Raw genomic sequence first — 21,424 nt, 5'->3', positions numbered from 1 at the left:
GTGGCGCGGGAACCGGACCACGTCGCGACCGGGATGTGACCACGGATGCATGGAATGCGTGGCCTGCGCGGACAAGAAAGGCCCTGCACAGCCCGCCGTTGGCAGATTGTGCAGGGCCCTCTCAGCTGGTGCTGTCCGGATTTAGAGCTCGGAGGCAGGAACTCCAACTCCGAGGATGATGGGCTCGTCGGTTGATGCCTTCTTGGCTTGTTCCGCGGGCACCTTGGCCTCATGGGCCGAGCCTCGGGGGGCCGAGGCCGTCACCTCATGGTGCTCGACGCTGGTTTCATTGGCCGCGCCTTGGGCCCGGCTGGCACTCCGGTTGCGGCGGCCACGACGACTACTCGAAGCCTGAACAGCCTCGGGAGCTTTTTCGGCACGGGCCGGCACATCAGCCTTCGGGGCATCAGCAGGCTCCGGCACGACCACCGGCGCGGCTTCTTCCGCAGGTGCCGGAGCAGCGCCGAGGTGCGAGAACGCCTCGGCCAGGAGGTCCAGGCTCATGGCAGGCTTGGCGGCCTGCGGTTCCTCGTGGTGCTCAACGAACGGCAGTGCTACTTCTTCGCCGCCGAAACGCAGGACCGGAGTAGACCTTGCTTCCTGGACTGCTGCTTCCCTTTTTTCTGCTTCGCGGGCAGTTGCTCCGGCTTCGCCGCTGGCGGCGGTACCGGATGCGGGGCTAACGGCCGGCTCGTGGCCCGCCGCCCTTGCCTGCTCCTCTGCGCGGTGAACTTCGTCGTCGTGCAGGTGGGCGGCGTGCGCTGCAGCGGCAATCGTCGCCAGGGCAGCCCGGGTTGCCTCAGCCTTGGCTTGCCGGGCGGGATCCTGCGCTTCGACCGGAGCCGAAGGTGCAGCCGGGGCGGACGTCGTCGTATGGACCTGCGCGGGGGCTTCGGCGATGGCCTGTCCCCCACCCTTGCCGCGGCGGCGCTTGCGTTCCGTCCGCGCTGCAGGCTGCTGTGCCTCGGCGTGCGGGCGGTGGTGCTCGGCGGCAACCACGTTGGCGCGGCGGTGTTCAACGGGCTCGTCGTGGGTGACAACGCCCCTGCCGGCGCAATGCTCGCACTGCTCACCGAAGACCTCAAGGAGGCCGGTACCCATACGCTTGCGTGTCATCTGGACCAAGCCCAGCGACGTCACTTCGGCCACCTGGTGCTTGGTACGGTCGCGGCCAAGGCACTCGACCATGCGTCGCAGGACGAGATCGCGGTTGGATTCCAGGACCATGTCGATGAAGTCGATGACGATAATGCCGCCGATGTCGCGCAGACGGAGCTGGCGAACCACTTCCTCAGCCGCTTCAAGGTTGTTCTTGGTCACCGTTTCTTCGAGGTTTCCGCCGCTGCCGGTGAACTTACCGGTGTTGACGTCCACCACGGTCATGGCCTCGGTGCGGTCGATGACCAACGAACCACCGGACGGCAGGAAGACCTTACGCTCCAGCGCCTTGTGGATCTGCTCGTCGATGCGCCAGGCAGCGAAAATGTCCTGGTCCTTGGTCCACTTTTCAAGGCGGCCCACCAGATCAGGGGCAACGTACGTGACGTAGGCCTCGATGGTGTCCCAGGCGTCGTCACCGGAGACGATCAGCTTGGAGAAGTCCTCATTGAAGACGTCACGGACCACCTTGATGGTGAGGTCGGGTTCGCCGTAAAGCAGTTCAGGGGCCAGGACCTTGGTGGACGAGGCCTGTCCTTCGATGCCTTCCCACTGGGCGCGCAGACGGTTGATGTCGTGCGTCAGCTCTTCCTCCGACGCCCCCTCAGCGGCTGTGCGGACAATGACACCGGCGTTTTCCGGCAAGCGGTCCTTCAGGATGCGCTTGAGGCGGTTGCGTTCGACGTCGGGAAGCTTGCGGGAGATGCCGGTCATGGAACCACCGGGTACGTAGACCAAGTAGCGGCCCGGCAAGGAGATCTGGCTGGTGAGCCGGGCCCCCTTGTGCCCCACGGGGTCTTTGGTCACCTGCACCAGGACGGAGTCGCCGGACTTCAGGGCGTTCTCGATCCGGCGTGGCTGGCCTTCAAGATTGACTGCGTCCCAGTTGACTTCACCGGCGTACAGGACCGCGTTGCGGCCACGTCCGATGTCCACGAAGGCAGCTTCCATGGAAGGCAGAACATTCTGGACCTTGCCCAGGTAAACGTTGCCGATCAGGGAATCCTGCTGGGTCTTGGAGACGAAGTGCTCAGCCAGAACACCGTCTTCCAGGACGCCGATCTGAATTCTGTCGTCGCGCTGGCGGACGATCATCTGGCGGTCCACCGACTCGCGGCGGGCAAGGAACTCGGCCTCGGTGATGACTTGGCGGTGGCGTCCGGTTTCGCGGGATTCGCGGCGACGCTGCTTTTTGGCCTCAAGCCTGGTGGAACCTTTGACGCCGGTAACGCGGTTGGACGGGGCTGTTTCCGTGATGGGGCGCGGTGCGCGGACACGGGTGACGGTGTTGGGCGGATCATCGTCCGAGCCGCCGGTCAGTTCAAGATCCTGGTCTCCGCGGCGGCGGCGGCGCCGGCGACGCGACGTGACGCCTTCTTCAAGGGCTTCGGCTGCCGGAGCTTCTTCGTCTTCGGACTCGGTGCCGTCCTCGGCCTCGTTCTCATCGCGTTCGGTTCCGCGGCGTCCACGACGGCCACGGCTCCTGCGACGACGACGGCTACCGGCGTCCTCCAGCTCGCCCTCAGCGGCGGCTTCGCTTTCTTCTTCTTCGGGCTCCTCGGCCTTCTCCTCCACCGGTGCAACGCGGGGAACAGTGGTGAGGTCCGGGGCCTGGAAGATCATGGAAGTGATGGAAACCGGCTCCATGAACAGCGAGGTGGACGCAGCAGGAGCGGCGTCTTGGGCAGCTGCCTCTTCGGACGCTGCCTCTTCGGATGCGGACTCCTCGGATGCTACATCGGCGGCAGGTGCCTCCGGCTGGGAGCCCTTTTCCGGCGTCGTGCTTTCCTCTACGGCTTCCGCAGCTGCGGGCGCCTCGACTGCCTCAGCCTTGGGCTTGGTAGTACGACGACGGCGGACCGGCTTTTCGGGGGCAGGCTCAGCAATCGCTTCGGGCGCGGCTTCTGCGGCGGCTTCGGGCGCGGCAGTGGTGTCGTCCCCCAAACCGGGCAAAGGCTCTGCAGGCTCTGCCTTCTTGCGGGAACGGGTGCGGCGCACCGGCGCCTTGGTGGCCTCAGGGGCCGCTTCCGGCGCGGGCGTGTCAGCCGCAGGCGCCTCTACGTCAGCAGCGACCTTCGGCGCCGCCTTGCGCCGGGTCCTGGTGGCTTTCTTGGGCGCTTCCGCAGTTTCCGCGGGAGCTGCCTCGTCATTAACGGCTACAACCTGGTCATTATCCATATGTGGCAACACTCCTGCCCCAGCGACGCCGCCACATCCGGCGCCCAGTGGGGCAAATATTGTCAAAACCCGCAGGCGTTGACAGAAGTCGGCAGTATGCCTTCCGGTTCGCACCATCATTGGGGTGCGGCAGCCCTGGAAGGCCGGCGGCTCTATTCTGAAACCCGTTGTTCTGCTGCCACAACCAGGTGCCGTCCATTGTCATGGCGGGCCTACCGAGGATCACGTGATCCGGGCATGCCCAGCTCATACTGGCGGTCTTGGGAACAAAGTCACCGGACCGAAATTCGAATGTGGATCGACTTCCGGCCATGTTCATTCTCTCACACCCCCGCACATTCGCAGGGAAGGCCGCTGTGTCGTGGAGCTCGCGCGCAAGCTGGGGCCGGCGCCCAGCCTTCGGAGTTACAATCCTCCCAAGAGCCCTTCCCGGCTTGCCGGGCCGATCGTTGAAAAGGACCACATCCGCGATGCCAAGCACCGCCAGGGAAAACCTGGCCAAACAAGCCGCAAACCCTATGGAGGACGTGTCCACGCAGCCGGACTCCCTCCCCAGTACGGTGCGTGACAAGCCTTTCGCGTGGTTGCTGCTGATCACAGGAGTGGTTGGCTGGTTGGCGTCCGGCGCCCTCGTTCTGGAGAAACTTGAGGTGCTCAAGGACCCCAATCACGTGACAGTGTGCGATGTAAATCCGTTTATCTCGTGCGGCGAAGTGATGCAGACACCGCAAAGTTCCGTGTTCGGGTTCCCCAACATGTTCATCGGCATCGTTGCCTTCGCGGTCATCATCACTACAGCCATGGGTATCCTCGCGGGAGCCAAGTATTCACGGGGTTACTGGCTGGGCCTCCAAACCGGTGTGACCCTCGGCTTTGCCTTCGTTGTGTGGCTGTGGTCGCAGGCCCTCTACGTCATCCACGTGCTGTGCCCGTTCTGCATGGTGGTGTGGGCGGCCATGATCCCGTTGTTTGTCTGGGTGACCATCCGCAACATCACCAGCGGGGTCATCAAATCGCCTCCCGCACTGGTCAAGCTTCTGTCCGGGTCGGGCTGGATCATCGTGGCGCTGCTGTACGTGGCCGTGATCACCACGATCTTCTTCTCCTTCATGCACCTCTTCGTGCCGTCGACAGCGTAGAACCACCACTCGCGAGATAACAGTTAAGGCCAATGTTCACGAAGAACATTGGCCTTAACTGTTATCTCGGTGGGGTTTGCTTAGCCCTCGAACCAGATCTTGATTTCACGTTCGGCAGAGTCGACGGAATCCGAGCCGTGCACGAGGTTCTGCTGCACTGCCAAGCCCCAGTCGCGGCCGAAGTCGCCGCGGATGGTGCCCGGTGCCGCCGTCGTCGGATCCGTGGTTCCGGCCAGCGAGCGGAAGCCTTCGATCACGCGGTGGCCTTCGAAGACGGCCGCAATGACCGGCCCGCTGAGCATGAACTCAACCAGAGGCTCGTAGAACGGCTTGCCCACGTGTTCCTCGTAGTGCTGCTCCAGCAGCTCGCGGGTGGCGTTGACCTTCTTCAGCTCAGCCAGGGTGTAGCCCTTGGCTTCGATCCGGGCGAGGATGCTCCCACCCAGGTTGCGGGCTACGCCGTCGGGCTTGACCAGGACAAGGGTCCGTTCAATGCTCACAGATGCTCCAATGCGGTTGTTCGGTGGTTTTCCCAGCCAGTTTACGGGGTTTGCGGGCCGGCTTGGTCCCCGTGAGCCGCGTTCCATTCCGCCTGCTCGCGGTCGCGTTGGGCTACCTCGCGGTCAATCCGTATTCCTGCCCTGATCCCGTACCACCAGCAGATGGCAAACAGAATGCCCACAATGAACATGGTGGGCTCGGCGAAGCCCGTCAGGATCAGAACCAGCTGCAGCCCCCAGCCAACTGCGATGCCCCACGGCTTGGAAAGTACGGCGCACGCCAGAACAAGCACAACGCTCAGGGCAATGCCCACTCCCAGGATGATGCCGGGGTCAACTTCCCCGCGCCTCAGGCCGAAGACTGCCAGCGTGCCGAAAAACGCGACGAACGCTTCCAGCAGGAGCACGGTGGAAGCGAACATCACTTTGGTGGACCGGCGCTTTTTAGGCATGCCCGGGCGCCATTCGCGCTGCGCTTTAGTCATTTTCGCCATGCTAGGCACTTGCCTTTCCGAGCAGGATCCGGGCCTCGGCCACCACCGTGATGGAACCCGTCACCAGGACACCGCCAGCGAGGTCGTCGTTGGATTCGGCACGTTCGATAGCCCATTCCAGGGCATCGTCCAGCTTCTCGGCGATGTGAACATTGTCCTCGCCGAAACCGAGGTCGACAGCGAGCTCGGCCAATTCCGCTGCAGGAACGGCGCGGGCGGAGTTGGATTGCGTAAAGCAAAATTCCTCGGCGAGGCCCCCCAGTGATTCCTTGAGCGTCTTCAGGATTTCCTCGGCATCCTTTTCCCGCAGAACGCCAACCACAACCACCAGCTTGCTGAAACTGAAGGCCTCCTGGATCGCTTCTGACGAGACGCGAATGCCGTCGGGGTTATGCGCAGCGTCCACCACGACGGTGGGGGCAGTCCGCACAACTTCGAGTCGGCCAGGTGACGTCACGGTGCCAAAGGCTTCCTTGAGTACCTCGGCGTCGAGTTCTTTCTCTCCTCCGCCGAAGAAGGCTTCCAAGGCCGCAACGGCTACAGCCGCGTTTTCAGCCTGATGGGCGCCATGCAGCGGCAGCAGGAGGTCTTCGTAGCGGCCAGCGAGTCCCTGAATGGTCAGGACCTGACCACCCACAGCAACGCTGCGGGACTCGACACCAAATTCAACGCCCTCGAAGCGGAACGGCACGTCCACTTCGCGGGCTTTCTCCAACAGGACCTGCGCAGCCTCCACTGGCTGAGCGGCACTCACCAGGAAGCCACCTGGCTTGATGATGCCGGACTTCTCGTAAGCGATGTCCTCGGTGGTGTCGCCCAGAAGATCCGTGTGATCCAAGGAAATCGGAGTGATGACTGAGACTTGGCCGTCGCCGACGTTCGTGGCATCGGTGATGCCCCCAAGGCCAACTTCCATGACGGCGACATCAACAGGCTGATCGGCGAACACCGCGAAGCCCAGGATGGTCAGGCATTCGAAGTAGGTCAGCCGCGGCTGGTTATCGGCAACAAGCTCGCTGTCCACGATTTCCAGGTAAGGGCGGATCTCGTCCCAGATGCGCACGAACGTAGCGTCCGGCACCGGCTCGCCGTCAATGCTGATGCGCTCAGTTACCTTGGACAGGTGCGGGCTGGTGTAGCGGCCTGTACTCAGCCCGTGGGCACGAAGTCCGGCTTCGATCATGCGGGCCGTGGACGTTTTGCCGTTGGTGCCGGTGATGTGGATGATCGGATAAGCCTTGTTCGGCTCCCCCAGCACGTCCATGGCGCGGAACAACGGAGCAAGACGCGGTTCCATCTTGTTCTCCGGAGCGCGGCCCAAAAGTTCGGCGTAGACGCTTTCAACTGAGAATTCGTCAGTCATGATCATGCACCTGCCTTTGCGACCGTGACCTGCGGTTCGTCGACACTGGCCAACAGGACCTCCAGTTCCAGCGTCAACGTTTCGGTCTTGACGAGCTCCGAGTTGGCTTCCAAGGCATCCACCACATCCTGTGCGGCTTCCACGGAGGTCCGGATACGGTCGCTCACGTTGAGTCCGGCGTCCTTGCGGGCTTGCTGGATGGCGCGGACCATGTCACGGGCCAGCCCCTCGGCCGCAAGTTCGGCAGTAACCTCGGTATTCAGGACGACGAAACCGCCACCTGGGAGAACAGCGACTGCGGAACTGCCGCCGTCGGCCGTTTCTGCCACGACAGTCTCCAGCGTGTATTCCTGGGGCTCGAGCTCCAAGCCGCCTGCCACCACAACTCCGGCGTCGTTGACTGACCAGTCGCCGGACTTGGATCCCTTGATTGCTTGCTGCACGTTTTTGCCGAGGCGCGGGCCAGCGGCACGGGCGTTCACCACAAGCTTCTGCTCGATGCCGAACTCCTCTGGCGAAGCCGTGGCGGCGTCCAGCAAGCGGACCGAACGCAGGTTCAGTTCATCAGCGACGACGGCGGCAAAGCCTTCCAGCGCGTCTGCACCCGGTGCCACCACCGTCAGTTCCTGCAACGGCAGGCGGACCCGCAGGTTCGCGGCCTTGCGCAGGCTGGAGCCGGTGGAGCAGATCTGCTGGACGCGGTCCATGGCTTCGACCAGTCCGGGGTTGGACGGGAACAGCGAAGCGTCAGGCCAGTCAGCCAGGTGAACGGAACGGCCACCCGTCAGTCCGCGCCAGATCTCTTCCGTCACCAGTGGCAGCAACGAAGCTGATACACGGCACACCGCTTCGAGGGCTGTGTAGAGCGCGTCAAAAGCGTCCACATTCTCGTCGAAGAAACGCTGGCGGCTGCGGCGGACGTACCAGTTGGTGAGCATATCCAGGTAGCTGCGCAGTTCATCGCAGGCACCGGAGATGTCGTAGCTGTCCAGGCTGGTGGTCACGTTTCGGACCAGGTCCCCCGTGTTCGCCAGAAGGTACTGGTCCAAGGTGTCGGCGTAACCGTCGTAGCGCAGCTTCGCCTCGTAGCCGGAAGCTGTCCCGTCCACTGCGTTAGCGGCGTTGGTGTACAGCGTGAAGAAGCTGTACACGTTCCACAACGGCAGGATGACCTGGCGCACGCCGTCGCGGATGCCCTGTTCGGTAACCACAAGGTTGCCGCCGCGCAGGATGGGGCTGGACATGAGGAACCAGCGCATGGCGTCGGAACCGTCGCGGTCCAGGACCTCTGACACATCCGGGTAGTTGCGCAGGCTCTTGGACATTTTCTGCCCATCGGAGCCCAGCACGATGCCGTGGCTGATGACGTTGCGGAACGCCGGACGGTCGAACAGCGCCGTGGACAGGATGTGGAGCATGTAGAACCATCCACGGGTCTGGCCGATGTACTCCACGATGAAGTCCGCGGGGTTGTGGGTGTCGAACCATTCCTCGTTCTGGAACGGGTAGTGCACCTGTCCATACGGCATCGATCCGGAGTCGAACCAGACGTCCAGGACGTCCTCGACTCGGCGCATGGTGGACTTACCTGTGGGGTCGTCCGGGTTGGGACGGGTCAGTTCGTCGATGAACGGGCGGTGCAGGTCCACCTGGCCTTCGTTGTTGACCGGCAGGCGGCCGAAGTCGGCTTCCATCTCGGCGAGCGATCCGTACACGTCAGTGCGCGGGTACTCGGGGTCGTCGGACTGCCACACCGGGATCGGCGAACCCCAGTAGCGGTTACGGCTGATGGACCAGTCGCGGGCGTTGTCCAGCCACTTGCCGAACTGGCCGTCCTTGACGTTGCCCGGGATCCAGTTGATCTCCTGGTTCAGCTCGGACATACGGTCCTTGAACTTGGTGACCTCCACGTACCAGGAGGACACGGCACGGTAGATCAGCGGGTTCCGGCAACGCCAGCAGTGCGGGTAGCTGTGCTCGTAGCTGGCCTGGCGGACAAGGCGGCCATCGGCGCGCAGCACCTGGGTGATGGGCTTGTTCGCTTCGAAGACCTGCAAGCCGACGATCGAGGCGAGCTCACCGTGTGCGAACAGCGGCAGGAACTTGGCGCCTTCATCGACGGACAGGACCACGGGGATGCCGGCGTCTTCACAGACCTTCTGGTCATCCTCGCCATAGGCCGGAGCCTGGTGGACGATGCCCGTACCGTCAGTGGTGGTGACGTAGTCGGCTACCAGGAAGCGCCAGGCATTCTGCGTGCCGTACTTCTCAGTGTCGCCAAAGTCGTTCCACAGCGGTTCGTATTCAAGGCCTGCCAAGTCGGCGCCTGTGTGCGTGGATACAACAGCGGCTGCTGCGGCAGCGGCGTCGTCGTACCCCAGATCCTTGGCGTATGACCCCACAAGGTCAGCCGCGAGCAGGAAGCTGCCCGTTACCGGCGCCTCAGCGGACGCAGCCTTGACGCCGTTGGGTCCTTCGGGCAGGACGGCATAGGAGATGTCAGGCCCGACGGCGAGCGCCAGGTTGGTGGGCAACGTCCAGGGCGTGGTGGTCCAGGCGAGCGCCTGCACACCTTCCAAAGCCTTGGAGAGTTCGGACTCCCCTGCCTTGACGGGGAACGTTACCGTGACCGTCTGGTCCTGGCGGTTCTTGTAGACGTCATCGTCCATGCGAAGTTCGTGGTTGGACAGGGGTGTCTCGTCCTTCCAGCAGTACGGAAGGACGCGGTAACCGTTGTAGGTCAGGCCCTTCTCATGCAGTTGCTTGAAGGCCCAGAGGACCGATTCCATGTATTCGACGTTGAGGGTCTTGTAGTCGTTCTCGAAGTCCACCCAGCGGGCCTGGCGCGTGACGTAGGCCTTCCACTCGTTGGCGTACTTCATCACGGAGGCGCGGCAGGCGTCGTTGAATTTGTCGATGCCCATGGCTTCGATCTGGGTCTTGTCCGTCATGCCCAGCTGCTTCATGGCTTCGAGCTCAGCAGGAAGTCCGTGCGTGTCCCAGCCGAAGCGGCGCTCTACACGCTTGCCGCGCTGGGTTTGGTAGCGGCCCACGAGGTCCTTGGCGTAGCCGGTGAGCAGGTGGCCGTAGTGAGGGAGGCCGTTGGCGAAGGGAGGGCCGTCATAGAAGACGAACTCGTTGCTGCCGGCTGCCCCGCCGGGAAGGTCGCTGTCGCGCTGGTCGATGCTGGCTTGGAAGGTGCCGTCTTCATCCCAGTATTTGAGGATGCGCTCTTCGATTTCCGGGAACTTCACGGAAGCGGACACGCCAGGTGTGCCGGACGAAGACGCTGAGGCCTTGGGGTAGTGGGTCATCTCATATCCTGTGATAGCTGGTTGACTGTCAGGATGCGAGGACGGCTTCGGCGGTGATCTGCATCACCACCGGTACCGCGGTACCACCTCACTTACCGGAACCTTGGCCTCCCCGGGTAAGGAAGGACTGCCGGTGCCGGCCTCTCATTACTGCTGTGACGGGCTTACCCGTCCGGTTCTACCGGGCGCTTGCCACTTTGCAGGTGGTCAGTGCCGTTCTTCCGGAAGCTCACCGGTGATGGCCGGGTCAAAGCTGGTCCTCCAAGTCTAGCGGCAGCTGAGTGCCCGGCTCTACTTGCGGTTCATCCTTTGGGTGGAGTCCGTCGCACGTGGCGGTGCATAGACTCGAGCCCATGACACACCCCGCACCTTCCATGATGGAAACCCGCCGTGCGCCGCGCCGTGCTTCAGTTGTGTGTTCGGTATTGGCGTTGCTTGCGGTGCTGCCCGTGGCCGGGGTGTCCATGTTCCGGGCGATCCCTGCGGAATGGCCCTTGGTGGTGGTGCAGTTGTTGTCCTTCACCCCGTGGATGGTGCTTCCTGCTGCGTTTGCCTTGATGCTGGCTGTGGTGGGGCGGCGGCGTTGGGTCATCATCGCGACGTCGGCCCTGCTGGCTGTCCAGTTGTTCTGGCTGTTTCCGATGGACGCCGGAAAGCCGGAGGCACTGCCTGCCGGTACACCAACCGTGGCGCTGAAGGTGATGAGCCTCAACTCTGAGTACGGGGAGGCCGACGCCGCGGCAATCGTGAAGTTGGTCCGGGACAACGGCGTCCAGCTCCTGGCCATTCAGGAACATACGCAGGGACTGGAGGATCGCCTGGAATACGAGGGCTTGGATCGGATGCTGCCGAACCGGGTCAGCGAACCACATGACGATGCCTCCGGTGGCGCCGTATATTCGGTGTTTCCGCTCGAGCCCAACGGGCTCCTGCCTGATACGCCCTTCCGGAATGATGTCACCCGCGTACTCGTCTCGAACCCGGGTTCCGGGTCCAAGGCCACGCTGAACCTCACCAACGTTCACGCCCTCCCGCCGGTGGATGAGCGGATTGACCAGTGGCGGAGCGACCTCGTCAAGATCGCCCGCCAGGCGTCAAGCCCGGGGAATCACCTGCTGATGGGTGACTACAACTCCACCTATGATCACTCCGAGTTCCGGGCGTTGCTCGCTGATGGCCCGCAAGGCACCAAGCTCGTGGACGTCGGGACAGCCTCCGGTGCACGGTTCTCTCCCACGTGGCCCATGGAGGGACCCCCGCTTCCGGGCATCGTGATCGACCATATGGTCACCTCATCCCGCATCAGCAGCAGCGGCTATGCCGTCCACCGGGTACCCGGTTCGGACCATGCGGCGATCATGGCCACGCTCGCAGTCCCGGCCGGCTGACGGGCCTTAGCCCTCTTTGCGAATCAGCTTGTGGTTGGCTGCCTGGGCCACAGGGCGGACAACAATCTGGTCAAGGTTGATGTGATGAGGCAGCGAAACGGAGTACGCCACCACGCCGGCCACGTCCTCTGCGGTCAGCGGCTTCTCCACCCCGGCGTAGACCTTGGCCGCGGCGTCTTTGTCGCCGAGCCGGTTGAGCGCGAACTCCTCTGTCTGCACCAGCCCCGGGGCAACCTCAATGACCCGGACATTGTTGCCCACCTCTTCGAGGCGAAGCGCGTTGGTCATGGCGTGCTGGGCGAACTTGGCAGCGTTGTAGCCTGCGCCGCCCTCGTAGGCGGACAGTCCGGCTGTAGAGGTGAGGTTAAGAACAGTTCCTTCGCCGTTTTCCCGCAGCATCGGCAGGAAGGCCCGGGTGATCTTCATGGTGCCCAGGACGTTGACCTGGTACATCCAATCCCAATCTTCCGTGTCAGCGTTGGCGATGGTGTCCGCACCCCGTGCACCGCCGGCGATGTTGATGAGGGTGTCAGCACCTCCGGCCTTGGTGACGGCCGCGAGCAAGGCCGAGACGTCGTCGTCGAGCGTGATGTCAGCCGGGAACGGCACCGCACCGGTTTCGGCGCCCAAGGCGCCGAGCCTGTCCGCCCGGCGAGCAACGGCGAAGACCTTCCATCCGGCGGAAACCAGCGCCTTCACTGTGGCCTCGCCGATCCCAGTGCTTGCACCGGTGACGACTGCCGTCTTGTTGTTTCCTGCATTCTGTCCGGAAGGCGTGTTGTGCGCTGCCAAAGTCATGGCACTACCTTATCCGGGGCGCAGCTCCTCCAACGGGCGGGCTGTAACGCCAGGCCATGAAACAATTGATCCATGGCTGAATCAACGCAGGGTACAGACACGCCCGCCACCGCCCCCATCAACGTTCCCGACAAGCCGGCCCTGGAGGGCCTTGAGGCTGCCCTGACGCAGCGCTGGCTGAGTGAAGGAACCTACAAGTTCAACCCGGACACCACCCGGGAGCAGGTCTACTCGATCGACACTCCCCCGCCCACGGCATCCGGCTCGCTCCACGTGGGCCACATGTTCTCCTTCACCCAGACTGACGTCCAGGCCCGCTACATGCGCATGACCGGCAAGAACGTCTTCTACCCCATGGGCTGGGACGACAATGGACTGCCCACCGAGCGCCGCGTCCAGAACTACTACGGTGTGCGTTGCGATCCCGCCATCCCCTACAAGGCCGACTACACGCCCCCGGCACAACCGGCCAAGAACCAGCGCGATTTCGACGTCGTTTCGCGCCAGAACTTCATCGAACTGTGTGAAGAACTCGCCGTTGAGGACGAAAAGGTCTTCGAGAACCTGTTCCAGACCCTTGGTCTGTCGGTGGACTGGGACCTCACTTACCGCACCATTGACGACACTTCGCGTGCGGTGTCCCAGCGCGCCTTCCTCGCGAACCTCTCGGCCGGTGACGCCTACATGGCCGAAGCACCCACACTCTGGGATGTAACGTTCCGCACCGCCGTTGCCCAGGCCGAGCTAGAGGACCGGGAAGTTGCCGGCGCCTACTACCGCTACCCCTTCTTCACCGAAGACGGCGACAAGATCTTCATCGAGACCACCCGCCCCGAACTTCTGGCTGCCTGCGCGGCCCTGGTGGCAAACCCCGACGACGAGCGGTACCAGCCGCTCTTCGGCAAAACCGTGAAGTCGCCCCTGTTCGACGTCGAGCTCGAGGTCAAAGCGCACCCCCTCGCCAAAGCGGACAAGGGCTCCGGCATCGCCATGGTCTGTACCTTCGGTGACCTGACCGACGTCACCTGGTGGCGCGAGCTGCAGCTGCCCACGCGCGCCATCATGGGCCGCGATGGCCGCATCATTGCAGACACCCCTGAATGGATCACCACGGACGCCGGCAAGGAAGCCTACGCTGCGATCGCCGGCAAGACCGCTTTCTCCGCCAAGGAAGCAGTGGTTGAACTGCTCAAAGCAGCGGACCTGCTGGACGGCGAACCCAAGAAGATCACCCACCCGGTGAACTTCTTCGAGAAGGGTGACAAGCCCCTTGAGGTTGTTACCTCCCGTCAGTGGTACATCCGTAATGGTGGCCGCGATGAGGAACGCCGCGAACGCCTGATCGGCCGTGGCCAGGAAATTACCTTCCACCCGGCCTTCATGCGTTCACGTTACGAGAACTGGATCGCCGGCCTGAACGGTGACTGGCTCGTATCCCGCCAGCGCTTCTTCGGCGTGCCCATCCCCGTCTGGTACCCGCTGGACGCCCAGGGCAACCCGGACTACGACAACCCCATCCTGCCTTCGGACGAGATGCTTCCCGTGGATCCTGCCGCGGACGCTGCTCCCGGTTTCGAGGAATCCCAGCGTGACCAGGCCAATGGCTTCACAGGTGACGCCGATGTACTTGACACCTGGGCTACGTCCTCCCTGACCCCGCAGATTGTGGGCGGCTGGAGCCGTGACGAGGACCTGTTCTCCAAGGTCTACCCCTTCGACCTCCGTCCGCAGGGACACGACATCATCCGCACCTGGCTCTTCTCCTCCGCCGTCCGCGCGGATGCCCTGCAGAAGAACGCTCCGTGGAAGCACGCGGCCATCTCCGGCTGGATCCTTGACCCGGACCGGAAGAAAATGTCCAAATCCAAGGGCAACGTTGTTGTGCCCACGGATGTTTTGAACGAGTACGGTTCGGACGCCGTGCGCTACTGGGCAGCGTCAGCAAAGCTCGGTGCAGACACGGCCTACGAGATCGCCCAGATGAAGATCGGCCGCCGCCTCGCCATTAAATTGCTGAACGCTTCGAAGTTCGTGCTGAACCTCGGCGCCACCGAGAACTCAGTGGTGACCTCCGACCTTTCGGTGCTCACCAATCCTTTGGACCGTGCACTGTTGGCGCAGCTTTCCGACGTCGTGGCCCAATCCACCAAGGCCTTCGAGAACTACGACTACGCCCGCGCACTCCAGACCACTGAGTCGTTCTTCTGGCAGTTCACGGACGACTACGTGGAGCTCATCAAGGACCGTGCCTACGGTGCCGCCGGCGAAGCCGAGCAGGCATCCGTACTTGCCGCGCTGGCGACAACGCTGGACTCCCTCCTGCGCCTGTTCGCACCGTTCCTGCCCTTCGCCACCGAAGAGGTCTGGGGCTGGTGGCGCACCGGATCAGTTCACCGTGCTGAGTGGCCGGCAGCCTTGGAGATCACCGATGGTGACACCACCATGCTCGGCACCGTGGGCGTAGCACTCAGCGGCATCCGCAAGGCAAAGTCCGAGGCCAAGGTGAAGCAGCGTACCGAGGTGCTCTCGGCATCCATTACTGCTTCGGAAGTGCTGGTAGCCCAGTTGAAGGCCGGCCTGGGTGACTTGAAGGCAGCCGCGAACGCGCAGGAGATCACTCTTCAGTCCGGCGAAGGCGAACTGACGGTCAGCGATGTTGTCCTGGCACCTGCCGAGGAGCAGCCCGCGTCGTAGCCAGAGTCCTCCCAGTCAGGGATTTTGGGCAAAGGGGAAGCCCCATCAGCGTTTTGCCGTTGGTGGGGCTTCGACTTTTCGGCTGTCTGGTGATGTCTTGACAGTCTGGCGGAATCCTTGGAATTTCAGGTCTTCCTACCTCATCACTGGTAAGTTGCTTCCAACTTTGCCAAAGGCTGCGTTGGTTGCAATCACTGAATCTTTGGTTTCCGTGTCCCTCTTCTTTCGAAGTGGGTAAGAACTATTGTTGTCCCGCCGAGGACGATGCACAAGGGCTTTGAAAGAACTACAAACCTGTAGTTCTCCTGCGGTGGAAGAGCATCCTGTGGCAGAGTATTGACCATGCCGGAACTCCCCGAAGTGCACGGCCTGTGCATGTACTTGGACACCCAACTCCACGGAGCTGTGCTGACCGAGGTCCGAATCAACTCCTTCTCTGCACTCAAGACGGCGGATCCCCCCTACACAGCCCTTGAAGGTAGGACCATTCTTGGTGCCAAGCGCATCGGAAAATTCGTGTGCATCGACGCTGACGGCCTGTTCTTCGTGTTCCATCTGGCCAAGGCCGGGTGGGTCAGGTATACCGAACACCCGTCCTCAGCCGGTTTGCGCATGGGCAAGAGCAACATCTCAGCACGGCTCCTGCTCCACCGGCCTGCCGACGACGCCCATATCGGCGTGGATCTGACGGAAGCGGGAACCAAGAAAAGCCTCGCCATCTACGTAGTGAAGGATCCTCAGGACGTTCCGGGAATAGCCACGCTGGGACCGGAGCCCCTCAGCCCCGATTTTGACCTGGACGCGCTGGCAGGAATCCTCGGATCGAGCTCACAGCAGATCAAGGGCCTGCTGCGCAGCCAGAGCGTGATCGCTGGCATCGGCAACGCTTACAGCGACGAGATTCTCCACGCCGCCAGGATTTCCCCCTTTGCCACCGCCAAGTCTTTGGACCAGGCGACGGTGGCCAGGCTATATGCGGCCATGCAGGAGGTCCTGGTGGGTGCCGTCAACGCGGCAGCCGGCAAGCCGTCCAGCGAGCTTAAGGACACCAAGCGCAGCAATTTCCGGGTGCATGCCAGGACCGGCCAGCCTTGTCCGGTGTGTGGAGATACCGTCCGTGAGGTGTCCTTTGCGGACACCTCACTTCAGTATTGCCCTACATGCCAGACCAACGGGAAGATCCTCGCCGACCGAAGAACCTCAAGGTTCCTGAAGTAGAAGCTAACCGCTAGTTGAATTCAGGGCTTTCAGTTCGGCTGCGCTTCAGCTCGAAGAAGTGGGGGTAAGCAGCCAAAGTCACCGTGGCGTCCCAGAGCTTTCCTGCTTCTTCACCCCGGGGAATCCGGGTAAGGACAGGACCGAAGAACGCCGTGCCGTTAACGGCTACCACGGGAGTTCCAACATCCTGGCCCACCAGTGAAATACCGGCGTCGTGGCTGGCGCGCAGCTGGGCATCGTATTCATCTGAGCCTGCAAAGCGTGCCAGGTCAGCGGGCAGCCCGGTCTCGGCGAGGGCCTTCTGGATCACCGAAGCGCGGTCCTTGTTACCCTCGTGGTGGATCTGCTCCCCCATGGCGTCATACAAGGGCTTGACGTAGCTGCTGCCGTGGAGCTCCTGGGCGGCAATGATGACCCGAACGGGACCCCAGCTGTCGTCCATCATGGCCCGGTAATTTTCGGGGAGGTCGCGGCCCTCATTGAGTACTGAAAGGCTCATGACGTGCCATTCGGTCTCGATGCCGCGCACCTGCTCCACCTCACCGATCCAGCGGGACGTGATCCACGCGAAGGGGCATACGGGGTCGAACCAGAAGTCAGCCTTGTTGACGTTCTCTTCGGACGCAAGCTGTTCTGGCGCAGTCTGTTCGGGCACAGGGAACTCCTCTGAGGGGTGTGTAATGGCACGACGTCGGCCCCTTGAGAACTACATCCTGGGAACCACGTCTCGTTTAGGCCAACAGGAGGTTAAGCCGACTTATTCCGGCGCTTCGCGACGACGTCGTGGGCGATCATGGTGGGCTGGGCCTTCTTGGCGACCACGTCTGCCGTGATCACCACGGTTGCGATGTCGTCCCTGCTGGGAAGATCGAACATGACAGGCAGCAGCACGTCTTCCATGATGGCCCGGAGGCCACGAGCACCTGTGCCACGCTCAAGCGCCTGGTCCGCTATGGCATCCAAGGCGTCGTCATCGAATTGCAGCTCCACGCCGTCCAACTGGAACATCTTCTGGTATTGCTTCACCAGGGCGTTCTTTGGCGTGGAGAGAATTTGGATCAGTGCCGGCCGGTCCAGGCTGGACACGGTGGTGATTACAGGCAGACGCCCAATGAATTCCGGAATGAGGCCGAACTTGAGCAGATCTTCCGGCATAACTTCGCCATAGGTATCCACGTTGTCCCGGGCCTCGTTGAGCGGTGCACCGAATCCGATGCCCTTGCGCCCGGATCGCGAACCAATGATGTCTTCCAGCCCGGCAAAGGCACCGGCCACAATGAAGAGGACGTTGGTGGTGTCGATCTGGATGAACTCCTGATGCGGATGCTTCCTGCCGCCCTGAGGGGGAACGGAAGCCACAGTGCCCTCAAGAATCTTCAGGAGAGCCTGCTGTACACCTTCGCCGGATACGTCTCGGGTGATCGACGGGTTCTCGCTCTTCCGGGAGATCTTGTCGATTTCGTCGATGTAGATGATGCCTTGCTCGGCCTTCTTGACGTCGTAGTCAGCAGCCTGGATGAGCTTGAGCAGGATGTTCTCTACGTCCTCGCCAACGTAGCCGGCTTCCGTCAACGCAGTGGCATCAGCAACGGCGAACGGCACGTTGAGGCGACGGGCCAGTGTCTGGGCCAGGTAGGTCTTACCGCAGCCTGTTGGGCCGATCAGGAGGATGTTTGATTTAGCGATCTCCACGTCCTCGTGGTGGGAGCCTTCGCCGAGGCTTCCGGCCTTTGGGGCATGGCCGGCCTGAATGCGCTTGTAGTGGTTATAGACCGCTACTGCCAGCGAGCGTTTGGCGGGCTCCTGGCCGATGACGTATTCCTGCAGGAAGTCGAAGATCTCACGCGGCTTGGGCAGTTCGAAGCTACCGAGATCGGAAACTTCAGCAAGTTCCTCTTCGATGATCTCGTTGCAAAGCTCGATGCACTCATCGCAGATGTAGACACCGGGCCCGGCAATCAGCTTGCGTACCTGCTTCTGGCTCTTTCCGCAGAAAGAACACTTCAGCAGATCCGTGCTCTCGCCAATCCGAGCCATGTGGGAATCCCTTCGTTGCATGCGGGTAATGCGGCTCCGCGCCGTACTCAAGTGTGCGGCCACGCCGCGGTTGGCACCACCGTGACAACATCCACTCTAGGTCACAATGGGCTGCTTGGGTGGAAACAGAACGCCGGTGCGGTCCATATTTCGTGAACCGCACCGGCGTCGTAATCCGTGCGCTACCGGGCGATTGCCTGGGGCTTGATCTTACGGGAGTCCAGAACCTGGTCAATAAGACCGTAGCTCAGGGCGTCCGCAGCGGTCAGGATCTTGTCTCGCTCGATGTCGTTGTTGACCTGCTCGGACGTACGGCCCGAGTGGTGCGCCAACGTGTCCTCAAGCCAGGTGCGCATGCGCATGACTTCCGCGGCCTGGATCTCGAGGTCCGAAGCCTGGCCGCCCTGGCCACCCGAGAGAGCCGGCTGGTGGATCAGCACGCGGGCGTTCGGCAGGGCCAGACGCTTGCCGGGCGTACCAGCGGCGAGCAGCACGGCAGCCGCGCTGGCCGCCTGCCCCAGGCACACCGTCTGGATCTCCGGTCGGATGTACTGCATGGTGTCGTAGATGGCCGTCATTGCAGTGAACGAGCCACCCGGAGAGTTGATGTACAGGGTGATGTCCCGGTCCGGGTCAGTCGATTCCAAGACCAGCAGCTGGGCCATGATGTCGTCGGCGGACGCGTCGTCAACCTGGACGCCAAGGAAGATGATGCGGTCCTCGAACAGCTTGGTGTACGGGTCCTGGCGCTTGAAGCCGTAGGGCGTGCGCTCCTCGAACTGGGGCAGGACGTAACGGCTGGACGGGAGATTACCGGCAGACCATCCGAAGTTGTAGTTCATGTTCTTTACTCCTGGGGTTTCAGTGGTTCTTTGTGCCGGTTAGTTTTCGGAGTTCGACTGGTTGGCCGTTCCGCCGCCGCCTGCAACAGAACCGGCGTGCGCCGAGATCTTGTCGAAGAAGCCGTATTCCAGGGCTTCAGTGGCCGTGAACCACTTGTCGCGGTCGTTGTCCTTGAGGATGGTTTCCACGGACTGCCCGGTCTGCTCCGCAGTGAGCTCAGCCATGACCTTCTTCATGTGCAGGATGAGTTCCGCCTGGATCTTGATGTCCGAGGCCGTGCCGCCGATGCCGCCCGAGGGCTGGTGCATCAGGATGCGGGCGTTGGGTGTGGCGTAACGCTTTCCCTTGGTTCCGGAGGAAAGGAGGAACTGACCCATGGACGCTGCAAGACCGGTTGCCACGGTGACCACATCGTTCGGGATGAACTGCATGGTGTCGTAGATAGCCATGCCGGCCGTCACGGAACCACCCGGGGAGTTGATGTACAGGTAGATGTCCTTCTCCGGGTCCTCGGCCGAGAGGAGGAGGAGCTGCGAGCAGATGGCGTTGGCGTTCTCGTCACGGACTTCAGAGCCGAGCCAGATGATGCGCTCTTTCAGCAGGCGGTTGTAGATGTAGTTGTCCTGGGCTGCGGGATCGACAGTTGCCATCCGGGGAGCCTCTGATTGCTGTGACATAAGTACTTACCTCTCGCTGGTGCCAGTGACCTCACTGAACTTCACTACTTGGACACTAACCGTTTTCACGGGCGATTTGTTCGCCGAAATCGCACTGTTCGCTGACGGCGCACGTCTGCGTTCAACGTCGAAGTTCAGCCTTAAAGCAAACCGGCCCCGGATCAGAGATCCGGGGCCGGTTTGAAGTCGTGAACTAGAACTTCACTGCTGCGGGGTCGTCGCTTGCGACAACGTCAGCTTCTTCGTTCGCTTCACCAGCTGCAGCCTCTTCGGCTGCTGCTTCGCCTGCGGGGCGGACGAAGTCGGTGAGGTCAACCTTGTTGCCCTCGGAGTCGACTACCTCTGCCTGACCCAGCACAACGGCCAGGGCCTTGCGGCGGCGAACCTCGGAAACCATCATGGGAACCTGGCCGCTCTGATCAATGATCTGTGCGAACTGGTTGGGGTCCATGCCGTACTGGCTTGCGGTGGTGACGATGTAGTCGATCAGCTCGTTCTGGCTGACGTCTACTTCTTCCTTGTCCGCAATGGCGTCGAGGATGATCTCGTTCTGGAAGGCGCGCTCGGTGTTGGCCTTGACCTCGGCGCGGTGCTCCTCGGTGTCGTGGTCACCTTCGCCGTGTGCGTTCTCCGGGTTGAAGTGAGCTTCGATCTGCTCTTCAACCACGGAGTCCGGAACCGGAACCTCAACCAGCTCAACGAGCTTGTCAAGAACCTTGTCGCGAGCTTCAACACCCTGCTCGACGACCTTGGAGTCGGCAGCCTGCTTGGCGAGATCCTCACGGAGTTCGGCAAGGGTGTCGAACTCGGAGGCGAGCTGAGCAAAGTCGTCGTTCGCTTCGGGGAGCTCGCGCTCCTTGACAGCCTTGACAACAACCTTCACCTGCGCGGATTCGCCGGCATGGTCGCCGCCAACCAGTGTGGTCTCGAAGATTGCTTCTTCGTCGGCAGAGAGGCCGGTCACGGCTTCGTCGAGGCCTTCGAGCATGGTGCCGGCGCCGACCTGGTAAGAAAGGCCGGCAGCGGAATCGATGTCTTCGCCATCGATGGTGGCGGTGATGTCGATGGTCAGGAAGTCATCGTTCTTGGCAGGACGTTCAACGGACTTCAGCGTGCCGAAGCGGCCGCGCAGCTCGTCCAGGGACTTGTCCACGTCAGCTTCGGAGGACTCAGCAGCGGCAACCTCAACCTTGATGCCGGCGTAGTCGGGCAGCTCGATCTCAGGGCGGACATCGATCTCAACCTGGAACTTGAGCTCGCCATCGGTTGCGGACGGGTCCGGAACCTCGGTGATTTCAACCTCGGGACGGCTCAGGGGGCGTACGCCGGTTTCCTGAACTGCAGCCTGGTACCAGCCGTTGAGGCCATCGTTGATGGCGGTCTCCAGAACGTAGCCACGGCCAACGCGCTGGTCGATCAGCTTGGAGGGAACTTTGCCCTTGCGGAATCCGGGAACCTGGATCTGCGAAGCAACGGTCTTGTACGCGGCATCGATGCTCGGCTTCAGTTCCTCAAAGGGAACCTCAACGTTGAGCTTGACCCGCGTTGCGGTGAGGTTCTCGACAGCGCTCTTCACAGTCTAAGTACTCCTGAATTTGTGGGTATGGGGTTCTGTCGTGTCCC

General features: G+C 62.3%; 15 protein-coding genes. 4 read left to right on the top strand and 11 right to left on the bottom strand.

From position 1 onward, the window contains the following. Positions 1 to 141 precede the first annotated feature (141 nt). Entirely contained in the window at positions 142 to 3,336 is a 3,195-nt protein-coding gene (locus J3A64_RS04885; RefSeq protein ID WP_210063726.1) for a ribonuclease E/G, read from the bottom strand. Between the two features lie 470 nt (positions 3,337 to 3,806). Between J3A64_RS04885 and J3A64_RS04880 the strand changes: the two genes are divergently transcribed. Continuing rightward, the gene (locus tag J3A64_RS04880; RefSeq protein WP_043806142.1) at positions 3,807 to 4,475 is read left to right on the top strand and encodes a vitamin K epoxide reductase family protein; all 669 of its coding nucleotides are present in this window, start codon (positions 3,807 to 3,809) and stop codon (positions 4,473 to 4,475) included. Between the two features lie 80 nt (positions 4,476 to 4,555). Here J3A64_RS04880 and ndk read toward each other — a convergent pair whose 3' ends face one another. The 4 genes from ndk to ileS are packed head-to-tail and all read right to left on the bottom strand — an operon-like array spanning position 4,556 to position 10,146. Then, positions 4,556 to 4,975 (bottom strand): nucleoside-diphosphate kinase, encoded by a 420-nt coding sequence (ndk, locus tag J3A64_RS04875; RefSeq protein WP_014922034.1) that lies wholly within the window; start codon positions 4,973 to 4,975, stop codon positions 4,556 to 4,558. Between the two features lie 41 nt (positions 4,976 to 5,016). Next, positions 5,017 to 5,469, bottom strand: a complete 453-nt coding sequence (locus J3A64_RS04870; protein WP_014922035.1) for a DUF4233 domain-containing protein — start codon at positions 5,467 to 5,469, stop codon at positions 5,017 to 5,019. A 1-nt stretch (position 5,470) separates the two neighbouring features. Next, positions 5,471 to 6,832 (bottom strand): folylpolyglutamate synthase/dihydrofolate synthase family protein, encoded by a 1,362-nt coding sequence (locus J3A64_RS04865; protein ID WP_210063725.1) that lies wholly within the window; start codon positions 6,830 to 6,832, stop codon positions 5,471 to 5,473. A gap of 2 nt (positions 6,833 to 6,834) precedes the next feature. Next, entirely contained in the window at positions 6,835 to 10,146 is a 3,312-nt protein-coding gene (gene ileS / locus J3A64_RS04860) for an isoleucine--tRNA ligase (protein WP_210063724.1), read from the bottom strand. Between the two features lie 353 nt (positions 10,147 to 10,499). On the opposite strand from ileS, the gene J3A64_RS04855 reads away from it, so the two are divergent. Beyond that, on the top strand, positions 10,500 to 11,534 hold the full coding sequence (locus J3A64_RS04855) for an endonuclease/exonuclease/phosphatase family protein (protein ID WP_210063723.1): 1,035 nt from the start codon (positions 10,500 to 10,502) through the stop codon (positions 11,532 to 11,534). Between the two features lie 6 nt (positions 11,535 to 11,540). Here J3A64_RS04855 and J3A64_RS04850 read toward each other — a convergent pair whose 3' ends face one another. Then, a complete protein-coding gene (locus J3A64_RS04850; RefSeq protein ID WP_011775053.1) occupies positions 11,541 to 12,332 on the bottom strand; it encodes an SDR family oxidoreductase in 792 nt (263 codons plus the stop codon). A gap of 72 nt (positions 12,333 to 12,404) precedes the next feature. Between J3A64_RS04850 and valS the strand changes: the two genes are divergently transcribed. Next, complete coding sequence (gene valS / locus J3A64_RS04845; RefSeq protein ID WP_210063722.1) at positions 12,405 to 15,026, top strand: valine--tRNA ligase; 2,622 nt, start codon at positions 12,405 to 12,407, stop codon at positions 15,024 to 15,026. A gap of 342 nt (positions 15,027 to 15,368) precedes the next feature. Continuing rightward, positions 15,369 to 16,244, top strand: coding sequence for an Fpg/Nei family DNA glycosylase (locus J3A64_RS04840; RefSeq protein WP_043470365.1), 876 nt, complete (start codon positions 15,369 to 15,371; stop codon positions 16,242 to 16,244). A gap of 10 nt (positions 16,245 to 16,254) precedes the next feature. Here the strand turns inward: J3A64_RS04840 and J3A64_RS04835 are convergent, their stop codons facing one another. The 5 genes from J3A64_RS04835 to tig all read right to left on the bottom strand — a co-directional run bounded on the left by J3A64_RS04835 (position 16,255) and on the right by tig (position 21,377). Next, positions 16,255 to 16,899, bottom strand: coding sequence for a DsbA family protein (locus tag J3A64_RS04835; RefSeq protein WP_210063721.1), 645 nt, complete (start codon positions 16,897 to 16,899; stop codon positions 16,255 to 16,257). 92 nt (positions 16,900 to 16,991) lie between these two features. After that, entirely contained in the window at positions 16,992 to 18,281 is a 1,290-nt protein-coding gene (gene clpX, locus J3A64_RS04830; protein ID WP_026005788.1) for an ATP-dependent Clp protease ATP-binding subunit ClpX, read from the bottom strand. Positions 18,282 to 18,463: 182 nt separating this feature from the next. After that, positions 18,464 to 19,123, bottom strand: a complete 660-nt coding sequence (locus J3A64_RS04825) for an ATP-dependent Clp protease proteolytic subunit (RefSeq protein ID WP_011775058.1) — start codon at positions 19,121 to 19,123, stop codon at positions 18,464 to 18,466. A gap of 39 nt (positions 19,124 to 19,162) precedes the next feature. Then, positions 19,163 to 19,774 carry an ATP-dependent Clp protease proteolytic subunit gene (locus tag J3A64_RS04820; RefSeq protein WP_014922040.1) on the bottom strand — a complete coding sequence of 204 codons (612 nt, stop codon included), beginning with the start codon at positions 19,772 to 19,774 and terminating at the stop codon, positions 19,163 to 19,165. A 220-nt stretch (positions 19,775 to 19,994) separates the two neighbouring features. Continuing rightward, positions 19,995 to 21,377 (bottom strand): trigger factor, encoded by a 1,383-nt coding sequence (gene tig / locus J3A64_RS04815; RefSeq protein WP_011775060.1) that lies wholly within the window; start codon positions 21,375 to 21,377, stop codon positions 19,995 to 19,997. Positions 21,378 to 21,424 lie beyond the last annotated feature (47 nt).

The sequence above is a fragment of the Pseudarthrobacter sp. PvP004 genome (genome assembly GCF_017876035.1).
GTDB lineage: Bacteria > Actinomycetota > Actinomycetes > Actinomycetales > Micrococcaceae > Arthrobacter > Arthrobacter aurescens_A.
This window is presented reverse-complemented; position numbering and strand designations above follow the sequence as displayed.

Bases quoted from the DNA above. Each gene is read 5' to 3' on its own strand.
- J3A64_RS04850 (WP_011775053.1), bottom strand. From the start codon at position 12,332: ATGACTTTGGCAGCGCACAACACGCCTTCCGGACAGAATGCAGGAAAC.
- ileS (WP_210063724.1), bottom strand. From the start codon at position 10,146: ATGACCCACTACCCCAAGGCCTCAGCGTCTTCGTCCGGCACACCTGGC.
- J3A64_RS04840 (WP_043470365.1), top strand. From the start codon at position 15,369: ATGCCGGAACTCCCCGAAGTGCACGGCCTGTGCATGTACTTGGACACC.
- J3A64_RS04865 (WP_210063725.1), bottom strand. From the start codon at position 6,832: ATGACTGACGAATTCTCAGTTGAAAGCGTCTACGCCGAACTTTTGGGC.
- J3A64_RS04855 (WP_210063723.1), top strand. From the start codon at position 10,500: ATGACACACCCCGCACCTTCCATGATGGAAACCCGCCGTGCGCCGCGC.
- J3A64_RS04820 (WP_014922040.1), bottom strand. From the start codon at position 19,774: ATGGCAACTGTCGATCCCGCAGCCCAGGACAACTACATCTACAACCGC.
- valS (WP_210063722.1), top strand. From the start codon at position 12,405: ATGGCTGAATCAACGCAGGGTACAGACACGCCCGCCACCGCCCCCATC.
- J3A64_RS04870 (WP_014922035.1), bottom strand. From the start codon at position 5,469: ATGGCGAAAATGACTAAAGCGCAGCGCGAATGGCGCCCGGGCATGCCT.
- J3A64_RS04825 (WP_011775058.1), bottom strand. From the start codon at position 19,123: ATGAACTACAACTTCGGATGGTCTGCCGGTAATCTCCCGTCCAGCCGT.
- clpX (WP_026005788.1), bottom strand. From the start codon at position 18,281: ATGGCTCGGATTGGCGAGAGCACGGATCTGCTGAAGTGTTCTTTCTGC.
- J3A64_RS04885 (WP_210063726.1), bottom strand. From the start codon at position 3,336: ATGGATAATGACCAGGTTGTAGCCGTTAATGACGAGGCAGCTCCCGCG.
- J3A64_RS04880 (WP_043806142.1), top strand. From the start codon at position 3,807: ATGCCAAGCACCGCCAGGGAAAACCTGGCCAAACAAGCCGCAAACCCT.